The sequence below is a fragment of the Pseudomonas sp. DW-iso3 genome (genome assembly GCF_058725305.1).
The window spans coordinates 372,631-392,128 of record NZ_JBZXDZ010000005.1 but is presented as its reverse complement, the minus strand read 5'-3'; the positions used below and the strand labels follow the sequence as shown (position 1 = coordinate 392,128).

Sequence of the window (19,498 nt, the reverse complement as noted above, 5' to 3'; positions counted from 1 at the left end):
ATGTCGTCATCCCCTTTGAGCGGCGCCGTAGTATTGCTGCTCGCCGTCGCCTGTGGCCTGTCGGTGGCCAATGTCTACTACGCCCAGCCGCTGCTCGACGCCATGGCTGAAACCTTTGCCATGGACCACGCCACTGTCGGCATCATCATCGCCCTCACCCAGGTTGGCTATGGGGTGGGCCTGTTGTTGCTGGTGCCACTGGGGGACCTGCTCAACCGGCGCAGACTGATCGTCAGCCAACTGCTGCTTTCCACCCTGGCCGTGCTGATGGTGGGATTGTCGTCAAGCAGTTTCTGGCTGCTGGCCGGCATGGCACTGACCGGGCTGCTGGCAGTGGTCGCCCAGGTGCTGGTGGCACTGGCCGCTCATCTGGCATCGCCTGAACAGCGCGGCCATGTGGTGGGGTTGGTCACCAGCGGTATCGTGGTCGGTTTGTTGCTGGCCCGCTCGGTTTCCGGCGCGATGGCCGACCTGGCGGGATGGCGCTCGGTCTACCTGTTGTCGGCAGGCCTGACACTCTTGATGGCGATCTTGCTGTGGCGTGTATTGCCAAGCACCGAGCCACCGCGCGCCAGCGGCACTTATGGCGCATTGATCCGCTCGGTGTTCAGCTTGTTCAAGGAGGAGAAAGTCCTGCGTGACCGCGCCGTGCTGGCGATGTTGATTTTCGCCGCCGGCACTGTCTTGTGGACGCCGCTGGTACTGCCCCTGAGCACCCCGCCGTTGTCGCTTTCCCACACGCAAATCGGCCTGTTCGGACTCGCCGGCGCCGCCGGAGCCTTAGGTGCCGCCCGCGCCGGGCGCCTGGCCGACCAAGGGCTGGCCCAATGGACCAGTGGCACAGCCCTGCTGCTGATGCTGCTGTCATGGGTCGCAATCGGCTTCACCCAATCCTCGTTGTGGGCCTTGTTGCTCGGCGTGATTGTATTCGACCTGGGCCTGCAAGCCGTGCATGTCACCAGCCAGAGCCTGATCTACGCCGTGCGCCCCAATGCCCAGAGTCGGCTGGTGGCCGGATATATGCTGTTTTACTCGGTGGGCAGTGCGCTGGGCTCCATCAGCGCAACGGCCATGTATGCCTGGGGCGGCTGGATCGGGGTGTGTGTCCTCGGCGCAGCCATCAACCTGCTGGCGCTGGTCTACTGGCTGGCCACACTGCCCCCGAAACCTGTTTCAGTCCTGGCTGCCGGTCATGCTTTGCAACACGCCGTCACGACGGATCAACCCGTGGAACAAGGCCGCCGCCAGGTGCAACAGCACCGTCAGGAATAGCAGATAGGCCAGGAACCCATGGGCCCTGCGCAGCACCGCGAACAGTGGCGCGTTCGCTCCCACCAGCGCTGGCAACTGCACCGAACTGCTGAGCATCACTGGATCACCCGCCGCCGAGATCATCGCCCAGCCCAGCAGCGGCAAGACCAGCATCAGGGCATACAACACCAGGTGGGAGGCCTTGGCCGCCAGCACTTGCCACAGCGGCAAGTCGGCAGGCAACGGCGGTTGGCGAGTAGAAAAGCGCACCACCAAGCGCACGATCACCAATACCAGAATCGCGATACCCAACGGCTTGTGCAGGTGGATCAGCCACTCATGCCGCTGCGAAACAGAAGCCGCCAGCCCCGCGCCGATAAACAGCATGGCGATGACCATCAGCGCCATCAGCCAATGCAGCAGGCGCGCCAGGGGGGCAAAAAACCGTGGTTGGACATTCATGGCTTCAACTCCTGAGGGGCGCTGTGCAACGGGCTGACTTCACCGGCGCGACGCAGGTACGAGCTGGCGTACGCCGCCGAACGTGCCGCCAGCAACGGGTCATTGGAGGCTTCAATGCCGCTGGGCAGAATCAGTGGATCAAAGTTGATATCGCGACAATCCCCGTCCGCTTGCGGCTGGCTGCTTTGCAACACCAGGGTGCCGGCGTTGATGACTTTATGCTCGCCGGTCCAGGCTTTGCTTGCATCGTCCAAAGGATCGCCGGGATTGGCCAGGGTCATGTTCAACTGCCAGCGCAACGGACCGGTAGCGAGGCGCTGTACCAGGTCCTTTTCCAGGAAATCACTGCCGGCAGGCGCAGTATCGCCCGCTGCGTCCTGACTCTGCGGCACTACGCCCCAACGCACGGCCTGGCGCTTGCCATCGGCCCCCACCAGGAAGAACGCGTTGATGCCGTTGTAGGTTTCGGTCGCATAGCTGGCCGAAGGCTTGGCGGATTTGACCCACGCCAGGAACGGCGCGGTCTCGGGATGGGCGGCAAAGAATGCCGGCATGCTCGCCGGGTCCGGTTTGCCGGTGGAGGGCTGCGGCGCACCGGCCTTGAGCAGTTGGTAGAACGCCTCAGGCGTGCCCACTGGGAACACCGGCATGCTGTTCATGCCGGTGCGCCACTGTTGGCCGTTGGCCTGGCTGAACTGCACGGCAAAACTGCGGATCGGTACACTGCTGTCCGGCGCATAGGGGTTGCCGCTGGGCAGCGCAAATCGGCCAATCAGTGGGGTCTTGGCCTCACTGAACACCTGGGCACTGGAGTAGGCACGGGCTTCGGGGCTGCTCTGGAAATACCCGGCCACGCACACGCCCTTGGCGTGGTTACGGCGGAACCCAGGGTGCACGCCATTGTTGGTTTCCAAGGCATTGACCAGGGTTTTAGGGCGCAGGCGCTGCGGGTCGAGGCTGCCATTGACGTAGGCAAAAGCCCCCGCCACAACCGCAACCACGGCACCGATACCCGCCAGGCGCGCGATCAGGCTCGCAGTGCTCAGCGGAGGACGGGGCGGTGATGAGTGATCTACCATGAAGGAACTCCAGGGCCAAAGGCCTTAGGGATGAACATAAGGTCGGAGCATTAAGACGAACGCCGATCGGCTCTATTCCCTGGCCTCGGATTTATTTCCTGGCACGCGGAATAATCGTCAACGCCGCACGTCTCTCTAGTCCCAGCGTAGTGACCAGCCAGATACCCATGCATGAACTCGACGAACAGTTACGTGAACTCATCCCCAGGCTGCGGCGCTTTGCCGTGTCCCTGACCCGTAACGCCAGCAGCGCCGACGATCTGGTGCAGTCGACCCTGGAACGGGCAATCATCAGTTGGGCCGACAAACGCGTCGAAGGCGATTTGCGCGCCTGGCTGTTTTCGATCCTCTACCGGCAGTTCCTCGATGCCCACCGCCGTACCCGGCGCTACGCTCGCATGCTCGAATTTTTCACCGGACGCGACGATGCGCAGCCGTCGGTGGAACGTACGGTGATCGCCCAGTCGACCCTGCAAGCCTTCGATCAACTCAACACCGAGCAGCGTGCGCTGCTGCTGTGGGTCTCGGTCGAAGGCCTGAGCTACAAGGAAATCGCCGAGATCCTTGAGGTGCCCATCGGCACCGTGATGTCGCGCCTGTCCCGTGCGCGCCAAGCCCTGCGTCTACTCAGTGATGGCGAAATTGCCAGCCCTTCCCTGCGGATACTCAAATGATCAGCCTGCCCCCCAGCGAACGCGATTTGCATGCCTACGTCGATCACCAACTGCTGGAGAGTGATCGCCGCGTGCTTGAGACCTATTTGGCGGCGCACCCGGACGTCGCCGCGCAGGTCCATGCCTGGCAACACGACGCGCAGTTGCTGCGTGCAGCGCTGGGCGGCGCCCTGCAGCAGCCGGCCAACCCGGACCTGGACCCGGCCCTGATCCGCCAGCGCATGAAGCGCCAATCGCGTCGACAGTTTGCTACGGCCGCCGTGCTGCTTCTCGCCGTCAGCCTCGGCGGTATCGGCGGCTGGCACGCCCGTGAAGCCACCCAGCCCGCCCAACTGCCCATGGCCGATGCCATGCAGGCGTTCCGCTTGTTTGCCCAGGACGGCATCATGCCCGCCGACTACAAGGTGCAGGGCGGCGGCACGATGCAGGCCTGGCTCGATCGCTACTTCAACCAGGCACACCGCCTGCCGGACTTGAGCACCTCCGGGTTCACTCCGGTCAGCGGGCGCCTGCTCACCACCGAGCAAGGCGCCGCCGCCATGGTGTTGTACGAGGACCCGCAAGGCCGGCGCATCAGTTTCTATATCCGCCCGCCAGGCCCGGAAAACGGCTTCCTGCCTCGGGGCAGCCGCAGCGCCGATGGTTTGCAAGCGCAATACTGGTCCGGTGCCGGCTATAACTATGCGCTGGTCAGCCCGGTGGATCAGCCCGGCCCGCCGCTGCTGAAATTCTAGAAGCCGACGTCGAGCACCACGTTGTCCAGGTAGGTGCCCGCGGGCGGGGTGGGCTGGTCGGTGTAGATCCGGGCGTTATAGTTGAACACCTGGCTGCCAATGCCCAGGCCATTGCCGGGGTTGATCTCGGCGGTGGAGCTGTCGCGACGCGCAGCGCCGACACTGCCCCAGCGCGTGGTACCGGCGCTTTTGAAGAGGTCATAGGCCAAGTAGTTGCTGCCTGAGACCATCCGGCGTCGCCCGCCCACACTGACGGCGTTCTGGCCATCGCTCAAACCTACGCTGTAAGCACTGCCCTTGGTGCAGGAAATGCTGATGGTCTGGCCGGTGACCGGGGTAAAGCCGCTGATGACGGGCGCGCTGCCAAAACTGATATTGGGTGCAGTGATCTGGCAGTCGTTGGTGACGGTCATGCTCACGGTCAGGAGCTTGACTTGGGGGGTGAGGTTCTTGTCACGCAATATGCACAAGTTGCCAACGCCCAGGCCGATGCAATAATCCCAGGTCCACGCGACGCTCAAGACTTCGGTATACACCCCGGCCGCTACATTCGTCCCAGTAATACTGCCCACGTAAAGCGGCAGGTTCTTGCTGCCCGGCCCCGTCAAAAGCCCCGCGCTGGTCGCAATGCCATTGGGACCGAAATCGAACTGGATCCCCCGGTTAATCGGGAACGTGGTGGTGTTATTGCCATAAATCGTATAACCGATCACATCCCCCGTGGGGCCGACCATGCCGCTGGTGGTTGAAGTGATCGTGGCATAGAAGTGGTCATTGGTGCCGAGGGCGATCAATGAGGCCGTGCAGCTCAAACCGCCATTGAGGGTCGAACTGTTTTGCGTCGCGGTGCGCACGTTGATCGAACTCACCGAGCCAAAACTCACCGGAGCAGTCGCCACCGTCGAACACAGCGCCATCGCCTGCCCCGAACACAACAGCCCGATGAGCGACAGCCATCCCAAGCCTCTCATTGGCACACCAACGGCCCGATCAACGGCACGCCCTGCTGCTGCTCGTCGATATCGAATCGCGCTTGACACGTGCGCCCGTCCCCCAGTGTGACCTGCAAGGTGTTATGCGCCGAGAGGTTTTCCAGGTACACCAGGCCATCCCAGCCGACCACCGCCTGCTGGTTGCTTTGCTCGTGCACCAGCAGGCTGCCCAGGGGTAATTCCTGGTGCTGGGTGTCCACCAGCGTGACGCTGGCCGCAAGCACCCGGCGCAGCGGGAACTCCAGCAGATAACCGCTGCCGCGCCGCACGGATACACGCTGCTCCACATTCGGGCTCTGCACGTTGAGCGGCAGGTTCAGCGGATCGATTTCATACTTGGCGCGGTAATACGCGCTGCTCCACGGCACCAGCAGATGACCGTTGCGGTCGGTTTCACCCACCAGTTGGTTTTCATAGCGCACCGGAATCCCGGCGAAGCCCTGAGTACTCACCACCACAAAGGCATCATTGATACGGTTGGCTGCAAAAGTGTCGCCGCCCATCCACACCAGCGAGCCACTGGCATCCGCCCAACGCGTCTCGGCGTCGCTGCTGCCGTACACACCGGCCTGCAACTGCACCGACTGCAAGCGCCAGGTCAGATCGGCCTGCCGGTACGCCGGGCCATCACCCTGGGCATAACCGAGGTTGTAACCCACCCCGCCCTCGCTGGGCACCGCGCTGCTGTAGTTGAGGCGCTGGCGACTGGCGCCATCCTTGCTGCGCTCGGTGCTCAAGGCCAGGCTGCCGTTGAGATCAAACGGAATCACCAGCTGCGCCTGCATCGCCCAGTTGCTGTCGCCGATCTCACGGTTGGCCGACAGGTAGAAGCTGGTGTTGCGCCACAGCGGCTTGCTCCAGCTGAGGTTGAGCAAGCGCGTTCGAGAATCGTCCGCTGCCTGCACGTCAAAGTAACCTACGCCCAGGCTGCCGAAGCGCTCAAGGTTAAGGCTCAAGGTCACTTGCTCGCTGCGTTTGCTGAGGCTGGCATAGGGCGTGTCGACTAGGGTCAGGTCGGCGTACTCGTCGCGCCGCTCGACCCGCTGGTACGACAGGCTGTAGCGCATGCTGTTGTATTGATAGCCCAGGCTCATTTGCTGGCCGCCGCGGCCTTCGAACTGGCTTTGGCTGACGGCGGTATTGAGCACGCCGAAGTTGCCCAGCCGCAGGTTGCCACCCAGTCCGCCGAGGGTCAGGTCACTGGACGCTTCGGCGTGACTTTCCAGGGTCAGGTTGTCGGAATAACCATAACGAAAGGTACCGCTGGCAACGCCAGGCCCGTAGGCGAAATCTTTCAAGGTGTATTCCCGGCGCAAGGAACCAGCAGCCACCGAGAAATCCGTCAGGCCTTTTTGCAGCAGCGTACTCGTCACATAAAACGGCACCGTGGTCGACACCTGGCGGCCCAGGGCGTCGGTGGTCACCACGACCGCTTCGCCTGCACCGTTGATGAACGGGACGTTGGTCAGGGTGTAAGGCCCCGGTTGCAGCAGCGCACTGTCGGATTTGTAGCCGTTGATGAACAGGTCAACCGACGACGGCACCGCGGCTTCACCGGCAAATTGCGGCAACGGGTAGGTCACCAGGTCCGGGCGTACGGCAAAGTCACGGGAAAACTGCACCCCCCCCAGGCGCACCGAACTGCTCCAGGGCAAGGCGCCGCTGATCACGTCACCGGCCTCGTAGGTCAGCAGCCGTTCGTCATCGGAGAAACGCCAGGTGGTGTCATAGCGCCGATAGCCGTTGTTGAACGTACTGCTGCTCACGCCATCGGCCAGGGTCTGGCGATACTGGCCGGTATTGGACAAGGTGCCCCAGTTGTCGAACAGCCGTACTTCGTTCCAGGCGGCGAGGTAGCTGCCGCCTTCGTCGGTGTCGCTGAAATACAGATCATAGTTGAGCAAGGCGCCGAAACTGCTCATCGCCTGGGTGCGCGGATAGGCGTTGCGGTTACCGATGAACTGCTCTTTCAACCACGCAGGCGGCACATCCAACAGCAGGCGCTGAGCGTTGCTGTCGTAGTCACTGTGCAGACCCGGGATCGTGTCCAACGCCACGCTGCCACTCAGTTCACCGGGCAGTTTCATGCCCACATCCTGCAGCGCACTGGCCGGCACATAGAGCTGCCCGGCCCGTTGATCGACCGCGATGACGCGGCCGGTGTCCATCTGGTTGACCACCAGTTCCAGAAACAACTGTGCATCGGCGACAGCCTCCATACTGCTCGGGGGCGGTGGCAGGTCGCCAGCCACGCCCTGCGGCGCAATCATTGCGCCCCATAGCCCGCTTACCATTGCTACCGACGGCCATAGACCTCGAGTCCAACCACGACTCACACATGGCGTTGTGTCCTTCAATGGACATCTCCATCCGTTTAAATCCCGGAGCTTCCCGCCCCGTTACACCCGGTTACCGTTTCGGCGCAAGGTTCTCCAACTGCTGCGCGCCGTTGATCCTGACCTGCAGGGGCTGGTCAGCCGACAGCCCATCCGGCACCGGCCAGCGCATGGTCGCGCCCGGCAAGACATAGCCAAGCAAACCGTCCACCAAGGGCCGTGTCTGCCCGCCCTGCTTGAATGAGGCATCGGTGAGGCGCGCATGCACGGCGCCCTGGTTGCGTACTTCGAGGTAATTGCGCCCCGCCACCGTGACTTTCTGCCAACTCAAGTCCGGCTTGCCGGCGCCCTTGGGATCACGCTGACGTGTGCTGTCTTCCTTGCTCCACAGGCCCGCGCCGTAGGCAAACAGCGGTACCGAGTAACGCATCTGGAAGCGAATAGCCGCCGCCGTATTCTTGCCCTCTGGCGGCGCTGGCACCTGCAGCGGCGAAGGGATTTCATCAATGATGATGCGGTAGGCCAACTCTTGTCCCGGCGGCACTTCGCGGGTGCGGGTCAGGCGCACCAGTTGTTTTTGCCCTGGCTCGATTCGCGCCACCGGCGGGCTGCCGATCACATCGCGCTGGTTCTGGTATTGCTCATCGAAGCCGCTCTGGCTCCACGCGAACACGCGTATCTGCAGGCTCGCGGTTTCGGTCCCACGGTTTTCCAGCCACAGCGCGCTGGCCTGTTGGTCGGCCTCCAGCACTGGATCGATGGGCCAGATCAGCACCGAGCTGGCCGCCTGCACGACCCCCGCCGTGCACACCGCACTCAAGGCAATACCCGCGGCCCACAACCGCCGGGAAGGTGAACGCATAACCCCACTCCTTATACCGATAGCCTTACCACGTCAGCTGCACCTGCAGCGTGTCGCTGTATGTCCCCCCAGGCTGATTGCCCGGCAATTGCACCCGCCCGTAGATGGGCAGGTTGATGTTATTCGCGTCGCTGTAGGCCACGTTGACGCTCTGGCCAATCCCCAGGCTCTGGCTGAACGCCGCATCCCGAAACAACTGGTAAGCCACTCGCGCGCTGCCGCTGTTGAGCTGCAAATTGCGCCCGGTGCCGCTGTGCAGGCCGCCGTTGACGCTCATGCTCAGCGTCACCCCAGGCGTGCATTGCAAAGTCACACCCCCCGTCAGCGCCGCCGTGACCGTGCTGGTAGCCAGGGCCGAGTAACTGCCGTAGGTCAGCGCGCCATAATTGGAGCCTGCGCCCACAACCAGGCAACCTGGTGTGATAGTCGCGCTCACCTGGAAGCTTTGGCTGGTCACCGCCGATAACGGCAGCGGCACCGCCAGCCCACAGGCCAGCAACGCTCTGAGCCACATCGCTAGAACGTCAGTTCCACGGCCACGGTGTCGGTGTAGGTGCCGGCTGGCAGCCCCGCCTTGCCCACCGCTCGACCGTAGAGGTTGACGGTCTGCGCTACGCCGGTACTGGTGGCGAGTGTGATCACGTCGTCAATCGCCAACAGCGCGGAGTGGCCGCTGTCGGTATAGAAGTCGTAGGGCACGAAGTTGCCTGCACCGTCGGCCAACGCACGACTGCCACCCGGAGACGCACCGTCATGGGCACCGGCGCGCACCTTGACCGCTGGGGTGGTGCCACTGGAGCACAGAATCGACAGCGCCCCACCGGTGCCGGTGCCGCCGAGCAACTGGGCATCGGCGTTGGTGAACAGACTGTTGGTGGTGCCGAAGTTCAAGCTACCAAAGTTAAGGCCGCTGGCGGCTCCAGAGCCGTTGACCTGGCAGCTGGCGATCAATATCAGGCTGGACGTGATCTGCCCGGTCACGGTGGTCGCCGCGTTGAGGCTGGAGGCCATGGCCAGGCCCAGTGCACAGACACCTAATCGCGAAACAAGTACATGCATGGTTTTCATCCTCTTGAGTTACCAGTCCAGTGTCACCGTCAACGTGTCGGTGTAGATCCCTGCCGGTAAGGCACTGGTATTTGCCACCACGGAGCCAAACACCGGAATCGGTATCTGGGTGCCCCTGGCCACGACAAAATTGCGTTGTTGGCCGATGCTGTAAGCGCTGCGGCCCTGCGGGTCGGCAGACAGCCGATACGGAATCATCTGGCGCCCATTGCTCAGGCGTCGTGTAGTGCCATCGCCATTGGTGCCGCCGTCGATGGTCACGGTAAAGCTCGAGACCGAAGGGTTGCACGACACCGCCAGCGGCGCCTTGTCGCCGTCGGAGACCGCTGCGCCCAGCGTGCTGTTCCAGGTCGGGCCCTGGCTGCCGAAGTCGAGCATCGCCGTGCCACCCGTGGGGTTGACCGGTGCGCTTTCGACGCCTTTGCTCACTTCGCAACTGGCGGTGATCACCAGCCGCGCCTGGATAAACCCGGTGGCGACAGCCGCCTGCGCGTCATCCGCCAGCACCAGCAGGCCGCCCATGGCCACCGCGGCCAGATAGCGGCTTACCACGTGACCGTCACCTTGAGCAGGTCGGTGTAGCGGCCGACGGCGGGTATGTCTTTGAGCGGCTCGATGCGGCCATACAGCGGCAGGTCGACGAAACCGGCGTCAGGCACCCGGCCACTCAGCGGCACATCCACCGGCAACGGCACGCGCCGCGCGGCGTCGGCATAGATGCGATAGGGAATGGGTCGGGTCGAAGGGGTGGCGCTGAGGTAACGAAGTTCACCGGTGCCGCCATGCAGGCCGCCATCCACGCGCACCTGATACGGCGTGTCGGGGTTGCACTCCAGGCGCGGCTGGCGCTGGCTGATCAGTGCCGCACTCAGGGGCCCGGCCGGGTCATCCAGACGCGGGCCGCTGCCGAAATCCAATACGCCAAGCTGCTCGATGCCCGCCTGGCGGGTCGTGCCCACCAGTTGGCAGCCCCGCTGCACGTCGATACGCACCTCCACCTGAAGCTGTGCACCGTAAGCCGTGTTGCAGAGCATCGCGCCCATGACTGCCAATACTGCTCGTCCCTTCACTGCCCCAGATCCTTTTACAGGGGTGACTGCTGTGTAGAAGGTTAGTCACTCAACGAGAAACTGCCAGTCTGGACAGGATTACCCTCGTGACATGCTTTTTCGAGATAGCTGGCAGTGCCCTTCTCTATTGGTCAAAACGCGGCGGGCGCCCTAAAGTGAGCGACCACTGAAATACAGAGTGACTTGCATTGGCCGCGCTTTCCCTGATCCGTCGCCTGCTCGGTAAGAAAACCGACGCCCTGGACGCCTCGCCTATCCCCGCGTTCTTTCAGCAAAAAGCCGAGCAACAGGGTTATACCCTCAGTGCCGGTCAAACCCGAGCCATTGCTGCCCTGGCCCGAGAAACCCAGCACCTGCTCGCCGGCCAACCTACCCGCAGCCTGTACCTGCACGGGCCGGTGGGGCGCGGCAAAAGCTGGTTGCTGGACGGCTTTTTCCAAGCGCTGCCGATTGCCGAGAAACAGCGCGTGCACTTCCATGATTTTTTCGCGCGCCTGCATCGCGGTATGTTCACGCACCGTGAGCAGGACGATGCCCTGGCTGTGACCCTCGATGAACTGCTGACGGACTGCCGTGTCCTGTGTTTTGACGAGTTCCACGTCCACGATATCGGCGATGCCATGCTGATCACGCGACTGTTCAAAGCCTTGTTCGAGCGCGGTGTGCTGGTGCTGGTGACGTCCAACTATGCGCCGCAGGGGCTGCTGCCCAATCCGCTGTACCACGAGCGCTTCAAGCCGGTGATCGACCTGATCGATGCGCGCATGACGGTGCTGGAAGTCAGCTCGCCCCAGGATTTTCGCAGCCTGCCTCAAGCCCAGAGCGCACAACGCTTTACCAGCGGTCGGTACGTTTGGCCCGCAAACGCGAGCCAGCGCCAAGCCTTGGGGCTTCCCGCTGCCGACTGCCCGCCGCGCCCTCTGGCCGTCGGCAACCGGACGTTGATCTGCCGCCACCACGCAGGCCGCACCATTGCTTTCACCTTCAGCGATCTTTGCGAGCAGTTGACCGCCGTGATGGACTACCTGCTGCTGTGCCAAGACTATGATCACTGGATCATCGACGGCCTGCCGCAACTGGCCGATTGCCCGATTGCCGTACAGCAACGCTTTATCAACCTGGTGGATGTGCTCTACGACCGGGACAAGCACCTGATCCTGATCGGCGAGCAACCCCTCGACCTGGCCCTGAGTGGCCAGGCCATCGACCTCGCCCGCACCGCCAGCCGTCTCGGCCAATTGCAACAGGCTGACCCGCAACCTGCACACGACCCGGTATCATGAGCGCCATTTGCGCCCCTTTACCGAGTAACCGCTGCGTTCATGAATACTCTCGCCCAACTCAAGGCCGGCCAACTGGCCGGTATCACGCGCCTGGACCTGTCCTGCGGGCTGACCGAATTTCCCCAGGAAATCTTCGAACTGGCCGACTCCCTGGAGATCCTCAACCTCAGCGGTAACGCCCTGAGCAGCCTGCCCGACGACCTGCATCGCCTGCCCCACCTGCGTGTGCTGTTCTGTTCAGACAACCTGTTCACCGAGCTGCCGACTTGCCTGGGCCTGTGCGCCAAGCTGAGCATGATCGGCTTCAAGGCCAACCAGATCAGCCGCGTGCCCGCCGCCGCGTTGCCGCCGTTGTTGCGCTGGCTGATCCTGACCGACAACCGCATCCACCATTTGCCCGATGAACTGGGCAAACGCCCGCTGCTGCAAAAGCTGATGCTGGCCGGCAATCAACTGTCGCAGCTGCCGGAGAGCATGGCCAACTGCCGCAGCCTCGAATTGCTGCGCATCGCCTCCAACCGTTTCACCCAGTTGCCGGCGTGGTTGCTGGCCCTGCCAAGCCTGACTTGGCTGGCCTATGCCGGTAACCCGGTGGAAATGGCGGTGGAGGTGACAGGTGATGTCGCCACGCCGGATATTCCCTGGGCCCAGCTGGAACTGGCCGAAGTCCTTGGCGAAGGCGCCTCCGGCGTTATCCGCAAGGCCCTGTGGAAACCGTCAGGCAAACCGGTCGCAGTCAAACTGTATAAAGGCAGCATCACCAGCGATGGTTCGCCGCTGCACGAAATGCAGGCCTGCATCGCCGCCGGGCTGCACCCTAACCTGATCAAGGTAGAAGGCCGCGTTGTCGGCCACCCGGATGACCAGGCCGCGCTGGTGATGGACCTGATCGACCCGAGCTACCGCAACCTCGCAGCCCTGCCCAGCCTGGCTTCGTGCACCCGCGACATCTATGAACCGGGTACGCGCTTCAGCCTTGATGTGGCGCTGCGCATTGCAAGGGGCATCGCGTCGGTCGCGGCGCATCTGCATCGCCACGGCATCACCCATGGCGACCTGTATGGCCACAATATTCTGTGGAATGAGGCGGGAGACTGTTTGCTGGGGGATTTTGGCGCGGCGTCGTTCCATGCCACGGCCGATGGCGTGGAAACCAGGGCCTTGCAGCGGATTGAAGTGCGGGCGTTTGGGGTGTTGTTGGGGGAATTGTTGGAGCGGGTTGAGGAACAGCTGAGTGATGGACTGGCAGCGTTGCAAAAAAGCTGCTGTCAGCCTGATGTGCTGGCACGACCGGGGTTCAACGAAATCGAATCACTGCTGAGCCGGGGCTGAAACCCAATCCAAATGTGGGCGCTGGCGTGCCTGCGATAGCGGTGTATCGATCACTGAAAAAGTGAATGACACGACTTCATCGCAGGCACGCCAGCGCCCACATTTGTTAGCGTGTTTTAGCCCGCCAGACCGACGAACATGTCCTGAACGTCATCATGGTTGTCCAAGCCTTCGAGGAAGGCTTCGACTTCCGCCATTTGCTCATCGCTCAACCCGCTCACCGGGTTCTTCGAGATATAGCCCAACTTGGCCGACAGCACGGTGAACCCCTGCTCCGGCAAGGCTTTCTGTACGGCGTCGAGGTCGGTGGTCTCGGTGATGAACAGGGTGGTGCCTTCTTCTTCACCCTCTTCGAAATCCTGGGCGCCGGCTTCAATGGCTGCCATTTCCGGATCGGCGTCCGGGCTGTCCGGCGAGGCTTCGATCAGGCCGACGTGGTTGAAATCCCAGGCCACGGAGCCGGAAGCACCGAGTTGGCCCTTGCGGAATGCCACGCGGATTTCCGCCACGGTACGGTTGATGTTGTCGGTCACGCACTCGACGATCAGCGGCACCTGGTGCGGGGCGAACCCCTCATAGGTCACGCGATGGTACTGCACGGTTTCGCCGAGCAGACCGGCGCCTTTCTTGATGGCGCGGTCCAGGGTTTCCTTGGGCATCGAGGCCTTTTTGGCCTGTTCCACCACCAGACGCAGGTGAGCGTTGGTCGAGGTATCGGCGCCGTTGCGCGCGGCGATGGTGATTTCTTTCACCAGCTTGCCGAAGATCTTGCCCTTGGCATTGGCTGCCGCTTCTTTATGTTTGACTTTCCACTGTGCGCCCATGACTCACTCTCTTCTATCCATCGCGCCGAAACGTCTACTGGCCGGCGCTTTGGGGGCAGAGTTTATAGGGCAAAAACGCTCTAATCCACCAAAAAACCGGCCATACCCCTCAGGTTCGCAAGGGTTTGACCGCCACGTTACAGTCCGGCACGAAATCCCCGACCTGGGCCAGCACTGCCGGCCGGGCGTTCCAGTACGGCATCAACACCAGCGAAGAAAACAACGCAGCCCCGGCAAACACGATAAACACCGTTACGGTATCGAAGTACCCCGGCAGCAGCCCGCCGAGGATCGCGCCCACCGAGCCGCAGCCATTCACAAAGCCCGCGGCGGTGGCACCGGCCTTGGCGGTGCCGAAGTCGATGGCAGCGGTGCTGCTGATCATCGAGTCCGGCCCGTACAGGGTCAGGCCCATGACAAACAGCAAGGCCATCACCAGCACCACACTACCGGTATGCAGCGCCCCCATGAACAAGGCCAGGGCCACGGTCAGGGCCAGCAGGCTGAGCACACAGGCGGGCATGCGGCGGGCACCAAAGAGTTTGTCGGAAGCCAGGCCGATCAGTACCGGACCGAGCAAGCCCGCCAGCTCGAACGCCGTGGGCACGATCGCCGCCCCCACTTTGCCCACCGACGGCATCTGTTCGTAGACGATCACCGGGCCCCACAACAGGATCGCGTAACGCGCCGGTTTCAACAGAAAATACGCCAGCCCCAGGGTCAGCACCGTGCGGTTGCGCAAGATCGCGCGTAATGGCTCCAGCACGCTGATGCGTTTTTCGGCGGCGGCCTCCTCCGCACTCAACGCCGGCTCCGGTTCGACGGCGGGCAAGCCCACATCCTGCGGCGTGTTGCGCTGGAAGATAAAGAACAGCAGCGCCACCAGCGCCACCACCACCGCACTGGAGATAAACGCCGCGTGCCAGCTGCCTATCAAGGTGTAGGCCCACCACCCTGCAAAGGGCGAGGCTACCAAGCCACCGAACGCGTAGCACGAACTCCACAACCCCAGTACCCGTCCGCGCTGTTGCGCCGGGAAGAAACTACCGAGGTTCTTGCACAACCCCGACCAGCCGGTGGACTGCGCCAGGCCTTGGATCAACATGCATGTGACAAAGATCGGCAAGGTCGCGAACGTGCCCATGACCAGGGCGGCGGCAGCGGAAATCAACAAGCCGCCCAGCACCACGACCCGTGGCCCGAAGCGATCGGCCAACATCCCCCAGGTGAATTGCCCGACGGCATACGCCGCCAGGTAGAGACCGTCCAGGTTGGCCATCATCATTTTATCGAGGGGGAAGCTCGGGTCGTCGCCAATGCCCAGCTTGGCCACCGAAAACGCTTTGCGAGTGAAGTAAAAGGCGGCGTACGCCAGCCAGGTGATGGCGAAAATCTGCACGCGCCAACGCTTGATGCTACCCATAGGGATATTCATGGTGGTTCTGACCTCAGGTTGAGTGTGCCGGCAGAATCGCGAAGCAAATGCCTGTTTTTTTATTGTTGAGCACTGCAACACCGGTCCCTGGGGAACGGCATTGGTCAGATGAGCGCTGTTTGCCAGGGCTCATGGCCACCGCGGTTGTAGGACTCAACCTACGGCGACTGAGGCGTATAAAAGCAACGGCAGACTAATAGGTAAAATCGATTTATCGTATTTCAAATATAAGCTGAGCTTGTAGGAGGTCTGTTCATGTCGGTGTCTCATGCGCAACTCAAAGCCTTTCACGCCGTAGCGGTCCACGGCAGCTTTACCCAGGCCGCCGAACGGCTGTTCCTCACGCAACCGGCGATCTCCGACCAGGTGCGCAAACTTGAAGAGCGCTTTGGGGTGTTGCTGTTTCATCGCAACAAACGTGCAGTGCGCCTGACCGACCTGGGTGAACGCCTGCTCGCCATCACCCAACGCCTGTTCGTGATCCAGGCCGAAGCCGAGGAACTGCTGCAAGACTCGCGCGCCCTGCTCACCGGCACCCTGACGCTGGCGGTGGACGCACCGGTCCACGTGCTGCCGCAGATCGCGCGTTTTTGCGAGCGCTACCCGGGCATCAGCGTGAAGATCGAAACCGGCAATACCGACGAATCACTGTTTCGCCTGTACAACTACCAGGCCGACCTGGCCTTGCTGGGGCGCGATGTCGATGACGAACGGCTCTTGTCGTTGCCCCTGCCCGACGACCAGCTACTGGCTTTTGTCGCGCGCAACCACCCGTGGGCCGGGCGCGAATCTATCTGCCTGGCCGACCTGGACGACACGCCCCTGGTGCTCAGGGAAACGGGCTCTGTCACCCGCCAGACCCTGGAGCAGGAGATGAGCCAGGCCGGGCTGCGCATTCGCCCGGCGATCCAGGTCGAAGGCCGTGAAGCCGCACGAGAAGCGGTGGTGGTGGGGATTGGCGTGGGGGTGGTCTCGGCGGCGGAGTTCGGCGCGGACTCACGGGTCTACGCCATGCCGATCCGCGATTGCAGCCAGCGGATGAAAGAAACCCTGGTGTGCCTCAAGGAGCAGAGCTCACGGCGGGTGGTGGCGACGTTCCTCGACATCATGCGCGAGAGTCTTCAGCCCGGCGCCAGCTCGAAGAACGCCTGAATCAGGCGCAGCGACCGGCGCCGCTCCATGCAACCGAGCACATGCCGGTTCACCAGGCCATCACCCAGCAGCGGTACCGCCCGCACGCGTGGGTCCTGGCTGACCTCCATGGACGAGACCACACCGACGCCCAACTCGGCGGCGACGGCCTCGGTCACCGCTTCACGGCTGTCGAGTTCCAGCAGCACCTTGGGTTTTACACCGGTCGCGGCACACGCTTCATCGAACGTACGCCGGGTGATCGAGCTGGGTTCGCGCAGCACCATGATCACCTCATTCAATTGCGCCAGGCGAATGCCCCCGGATTGCATCGCCCACGGATGCGCAGCCGGCACCAGCGCGCAGATCCGCGACTCACTCAACGGTTGCAGGTGCAGGCCATTGCGCGGCGCCACTTCGGTGAGCACCGCCACATCCGCATGCTCGGACATAAGCGCCGCCAGGGTTTCCTGGGCATTGCCCAGGCGCAGGTTCACGGTGATCCCCGGGTAACGCGCTCGCAGGCTGGCGATCATTGGCATCACCAGGTGCGGGCCGTCCGCTGCCACTTCCAGCCGCCCGGTGAGCAATTGACGGTTGGCCTCCAGCATCGTCTGCGCTTCGTCCACCAGGCCAAAGATCGCCCGGGTGATTGACGCCAGGCGTGCGCCCTCCTCGGTCAACTCAACCCGTCGCGCGGTGCGCCGCAGCAACGGGATCTGGTAGTACTCCTCCAGGGCCTTGATGTGCCCGGTCACCGCCGGCTGGCTGATGAACAGCCGTGCGGCGGCACGAGTAAAGCTGCCCTCGCGGGCCACGGCATCGAATGCACGCAGTTGGAACAAATTCATGGCTATCGGCCTCACTGATAGCTCGCATAACAACAAACAATTTGATTGATAACAAGCCAAACTGCAATTTAAGCGCCGTAGCTTCACCCCCCGATGCCTTGCGAGGACTTGAGATGACCACTGCCGCGCCGATCCTGCTGACCCCTGGCCCCCTGACCACATCGAACCGCACCCGCCAAGCCATGATGGTGGACTGGGGGTCATGGGACGACCGCTTCAACCAACTCACGGCCAGCGTGTGCGAGCAATTGCTGGCGATCCTCAACGGCGAAGGCAGCCACCATTGTGTCCCCTTGCAGGGCAGCGGCACCTTCGCCGTCGAAGCCGCCATCGGCACCCTCGTCCCGCGTGACGGCAAGGTGCTGGTGCTGATCAACGGCGCGTATGGCAAGCGCCTGGCGAAAATCTGCGAAATCTTGGGCCGCGCGTTCAGCACCTTTGAAACCGCCGAGGATGAGCCCACGACCGCCGCCGATGTGGACCGTCTGCTACGCGCCGACCCGGCCATCACCCACGTCGCGCTCATCCACTGCGAAACCAGCACCGGCATCCTCAACCCATTGCCGGAGATTGCCCAGGTCGTTAAAGCCCACGACAAACGCTTGATCATCGACGCCATGAGTTCTTTTGGCGCGCTGGCGATCGACGCCCGCGAAGTGCCATTCGACGCCCTGGTCGCCGCCTCCGGCAAGTGCCTGGAAGGTGTGCCGGGCATGGGGTTCGTCTTCGCCAACAAACAGGCGCTGGCCGCCGCCCAAGGCAATTGCCACTCCCTGGCGATGGACCTGTTCGACCAACACAGCTACATGGCCAAGACCGGTCAGTGGCGCTTCACCCCTCCTACCCATGTAGTCGCCGCCCTGCACGAAGCGCTGCTGCAGTACCAGGAGGAAGGCGGCCTGATCGCGCGGCATAAACGCTACGCCAGCAACTGCCAGGCGTTGCTCGACGGCATGGCCGAACGGGGACTGCGCAGCTTCCTGCCGGCTGACATCCAGGCGCCGATCATCGTCACCTTCCATGCACCGAGAGACCCGCGCTATCAGTTCAAAGACTTCTACGAGCGGGTCAAGGCCAAGGGTTTCATTCTGTATCCCGGCAAATTGACCCAGGTGGAAACCTTCCGTGTGGGCTGCATTGGCCATGTCGACGCGGCAGGGATGCGAGCGGCGGTCAAAGCGATCGCCGACGTGCTGCAAGAAATGGAAGTGTTGGACATTTGATTTCCCCATAACCCACAGGATCTGAATGATGAACTATCAAACCCCCAACACCCTCCAGGCCGTCATCCTTGACTGGGCCGGCACCGTGGTCGACTTCGGCTCCTTCGCCCCCACGCAGATTTTTGTCGAGGCCTTTGCCGAGTTCGACGTACAGGTTTCCATCGAAGAAGCCCGTGGCCCGATGGGCATGGGCAAGTGGGACCACATCCGCACCCTCTGCGACCAGCCACAGGTCGCCGAACGCTACCGCAAAGCCTTCGGCCGCACGCCCACGGATGACGACGTGACTGCCATCTACCAGCGCTTCATGCCCTTGCAGATCGAGAAAATCGCCGAACACTCGGCGCTGATCCCCGGCGCCCTCGACACCATTGCCCGGCTGCGCGTGCAAGGCATCAAGATCGGCTCCTGCTCCGGCTACCCCAAGCAAGTCATGGATAAAGTCGTCGCCCTGGCGGCCACCAACGGCTATATCGCCGACCATGTGGTCGCTACCGACGAAGTGCCCAATGGCCGCCCATGGCCAGCCCAGGCGCTGGCCAACGTGATTGCGCTGGGTATTGACGATGTGGCGGCGTGCGTGAAGGTCGACGACACCGTGCCGGGTATCCTCGAAGGCCGCCGCGCCGGGATGTGGACCGTGGCCCTGACCTGCTCCGGCAATGCCCTGGGCCTGACCTACGAGCAGTTCCGTGCCTTGGACGGCGCCGCCCTGGCCAGCGAACGCAAGCGTATCGAGGCGATGTTCGAAGGCTCGCGCCCGCATTACCTGATCGACACGATCAATGACCTGCCTGCGGTCATCCTCGACATCAATGCACGGCTGGCCCGTGGAGAAATGCCACAGAGCTACTGATCGAGGTCAAAACTACGCCACTTACGCCAGGCAAA

20 protein-coding genes are annotated in these 19,498 nt (G+C 62.8%); 8 read left to right on the top strand and 12 right to left on the bottom strand.

The features are described from left to right. A complete protein-coding gene (locus AC4PS7_RS16915; protein ID WP_021492807.1) occupies positions 1-1,272 on the top strand; it encodes an MFS transporter in 1,272 nt (423 codons plus the stop codon). Here the strand turns inward: AC4PS7_RS16915 and AC4PS7_RS16910 are convergent. Together AC4PS7_RS16910 and AC4PS7_RS16905 are read right to left on the bottom strand one after the other, a co-directional pair. Next, complete coding sequence (locus AC4PS7_RS16910) at positions 1,174-1,713, bottom strand: cytochrome b (protein ID WP_010209458.1); 540 nt, start codon at positions 1,711-1,713, stop codon at positions 1,174-1,176. The genes AC4PS7_RS16915 and AC4PS7_RS16910 overlap by 99 nt on opposite strands. Beyond that, positions 1,710-2,792 (bottom strand): catalase family peroxidase, encoded by a 1,083-nt coding sequence (locus tag AC4PS7_RS16905; RefSeq protein WP_010209457.1) that lies wholly within the window; start codon positions 2,790-2,792, stop codon positions 1,710-1,712. Before AC4PS7_RS16905 ends, AC4PS7_RS16910 begins: the two co-directional genes overlap by 4 nt. A 167-nt stretch (positions 2,793-2,959) precedes the next feature. Between AC4PS7_RS16905 and AC4PS7_RS16900 the strand changes: the two genes are divergently transcribed. Both AC4PS7_RS16900 and AC4PS7_RS16895 read left to right on the top strand, forming a co-directional pair. Continuing rightward, positions 2,960-3,466: an RNA polymerase sigma factor gene (locus AC4PS7_RS16900; protein ID WP_010209455.1), complete on the top strand. Its 507-nt coding sequence runs from the start codon at positions 2,960-2,962 to the stop codon at positions 3,464-3,466. Then, positions 3,463-4,200, top strand: a complete 738-nt coding sequence (locus AC4PS7_RS16895; protein WP_044287385.1) for an anti-sigma factor family protein — start codon at positions 3,463-3,465, stop codon at positions 4,198-4,200. The genes AC4PS7_RS16900 and AC4PS7_RS16895 overlap by 4 nt, the downstream gene beginning before the upstream one ends. On the opposite strand, the gene AC4PS7_RS16890 is transcribed toward AC4PS7_RS16895, so the two are convergent. From AC4PS7_RS16890 to AC4PS7_RS16860, 7 genes are all read right to left on the bottom strand, one after another. After that, the gene (locus AC4PS7_RS16890; RefSeq protein ID WP_029529105.1) at positions 4,197-5,171 is read right to left on the bottom strand and encodes a Csu type fimbrial protein; all 975 of its coding nucleotides are present in this window, start codon (positions 5,169-5,171) and stop codon (positions 4,197-4,199) included. The two genes, AC4PS7_RS16895 and AC4PS7_RS16890, sit on opposite strands and share 4 nt — an antisense overlap. Then, positions 5,168-7,486 carry a fimbria/pilus outer membrane usher protein gene (locus tag AC4PS7_RS16885; protein ID WP_050544793.1) on the bottom strand — a complete coding sequence of 773 codons (2,319 nt, stop codon included), beginning with the start codon at positions 7,484-7,486 and terminating at the stop codon, positions 5,168-5,170. The genes AC4PS7_RS16890 and AC4PS7_RS16885 overlap by 4 nt, the downstream gene beginning before the upstream one ends. A gap of 115 nt (positions 7,487-7,601) precedes the next feature. Next, a complete protein-coding gene (locus AC4PS7_RS16880) occupies positions 7,602-8,390 on the bottom strand; it encodes a fimbrial biogenesis chaperone (RefSeq protein ID WP_042572109.1) in 789 nt (262 codons plus the stop codon). A gap of 25 nt (positions 8,391-8,415) precedes the next feature. Continuing rightward, positions 8,416-8,904, bottom strand: coding sequence for a Csu type fimbrial protein (locus AC4PS7_RS16875; protein WP_010209447.1), 489 nt, complete (start codon positions 8,902-8,904; stop codon positions 8,416-8,418). 2 nt (positions 8,905-8,906) lie between these two features. Continuing rightward, positions 8,907-9,449, bottom strand: a complete 543-nt coding sequence (locus tag AC4PS7_RS16870) for a Csu type fimbrial protein (protein ID WP_010209446.1) — start codon at positions 9,447-9,449, stop codon at positions 8,907-8,909. An 18-nt stretch (positions 9,450-9,467) separates the two neighbouring features. After that, positions 9,468-10,010, bottom strand: coding sequence for a Csu type fimbrial protein (locus AC4PS7_RS16865; protein ID WP_010209445.1), 543 nt, complete (start codon positions 10,008-10,010; stop codon positions 9,468-9,470). After that, complete coding sequence (locus AC4PS7_RS16860; RefSeq protein WP_465821691.1) at positions 10,004-10,501, bottom strand: Csu type fimbrial protein; 498 nt, start codon at positions 10,499-10,501, stop codon at positions 10,004-10,006. Before AC4PS7_RS16860 ends, AC4PS7_RS16865 begins: the two co-directional genes overlap by 7 nt. 215 nt (positions 10,502-10,716) lie before the next feature. On the opposite strand from AC4PS7_RS16860, the gene zapE reads away from it, so the two are divergent. After that, the gene (gene zapE, locus AC4PS7_RS16855; protein WP_465821647.1) at positions 10,717-11,811 is read left to right on the top strand and encodes a cell division protein ZapE; all 1,095 of its coding nucleotides are present in this window, start codon (positions 10,717-10,719) and stop codon (positions 11,809-11,811) included. A 39-nt stretch (positions 11,812-11,850) separates the two neighbouring features. Further along, positions 11,851-13,143, top strand: a complete 1,293-nt coding sequence (locus AC4PS7_RS16850) for a protein kinase (RefSeq protein ID WP_492179629.1) — start codon at positions 11,851-11,853, stop codon at positions 13,141-13,143. Positions 13,144-13,259: 116 nt separating this feature from the next. Here the strand turns inward: AC4PS7_RS16850 and AC4PS7_RS16845 are convergent, their stop codons facing one another. Continuing rightward, entirely contained in the window at positions 13,260-13,967 is a 708-nt protein-coding gene (locus AC4PS7_RS16845) for a YebC/PmpR family DNA-binding transcriptional regulator (protein WP_010209440.1), read from the bottom strand. Between the two features lie 109 nt (positions 13,968-14,076). Continuing rightward, complete coding sequence (locus AC4PS7_RS16840) at positions 14,077-15,402, bottom strand: MFS transporter (RefSeq protein ID WP_010209437.1); 1,326 nt, start codon at positions 15,400-15,402, stop codon at positions 14,077-14,079. A gap of 255 nt (positions 15,403-15,657) precedes the next feature. Between AC4PS7_RS16840 and AC4PS7_RS16835 the strand changes: the two genes are divergently transcribed. Continuing rightward, entirely contained in the window at positions 15,658-16,554 is an 897-nt protein-coding gene (locus tag AC4PS7_RS16835; RefSeq protein WP_010209435.1) for a LysR substrate-binding domain-containing protein, read from the top strand. Here the strand turns inward: AC4PS7_RS16835 and AC4PS7_RS16830 are convergent. Beyond that, positions 16,524-17,384 (bottom strand): LysR substrate-binding domain-containing protein, encoded by an 861-nt coding sequence (locus tag AC4PS7_RS16830; RefSeq protein ID WP_010209434.1) that lies wholly within the window; start codon positions 17,382-17,384, stop codon positions 16,524-16,526. The two genes, AC4PS7_RS16835 and AC4PS7_RS16830, sit on opposite strands and share 31 nt — an antisense overlap. A gap of 113 nt (positions 17,385-17,497) precedes the next feature. On the opposite strand from AC4PS7_RS16830, the gene AC4PS7_RS16825 reads away from it, so the two are divergent. Together AC4PS7_RS16825 and phnX are read left to right on the top strand one after the other, a co-directional pair. Continuing rightward, entirely contained in the window at positions 17,498-18,607 is a 1,110-nt protein-coding gene (locus AC4PS7_RS16825) for a 2-aminoethylphosphonate--pyruvate transaminase (protein ID WP_492179628.1), read from the top strand. Between the two features lie 28 nt (positions 18,608-18,635). Then, positions 18,636-19,463, top strand: coding sequence for a phosphonoacetaldehyde hydrolase (gene phnX / locus AC4PS7_RS16820; RefSeq protein ID WP_010209432.1), 828 nt, complete (start codon positions 18,636-18,638; stop codon positions 19,461-19,463). The last annotated feature ends 35 nt before the right edge of the window (positions 19,464-19,498 follow it).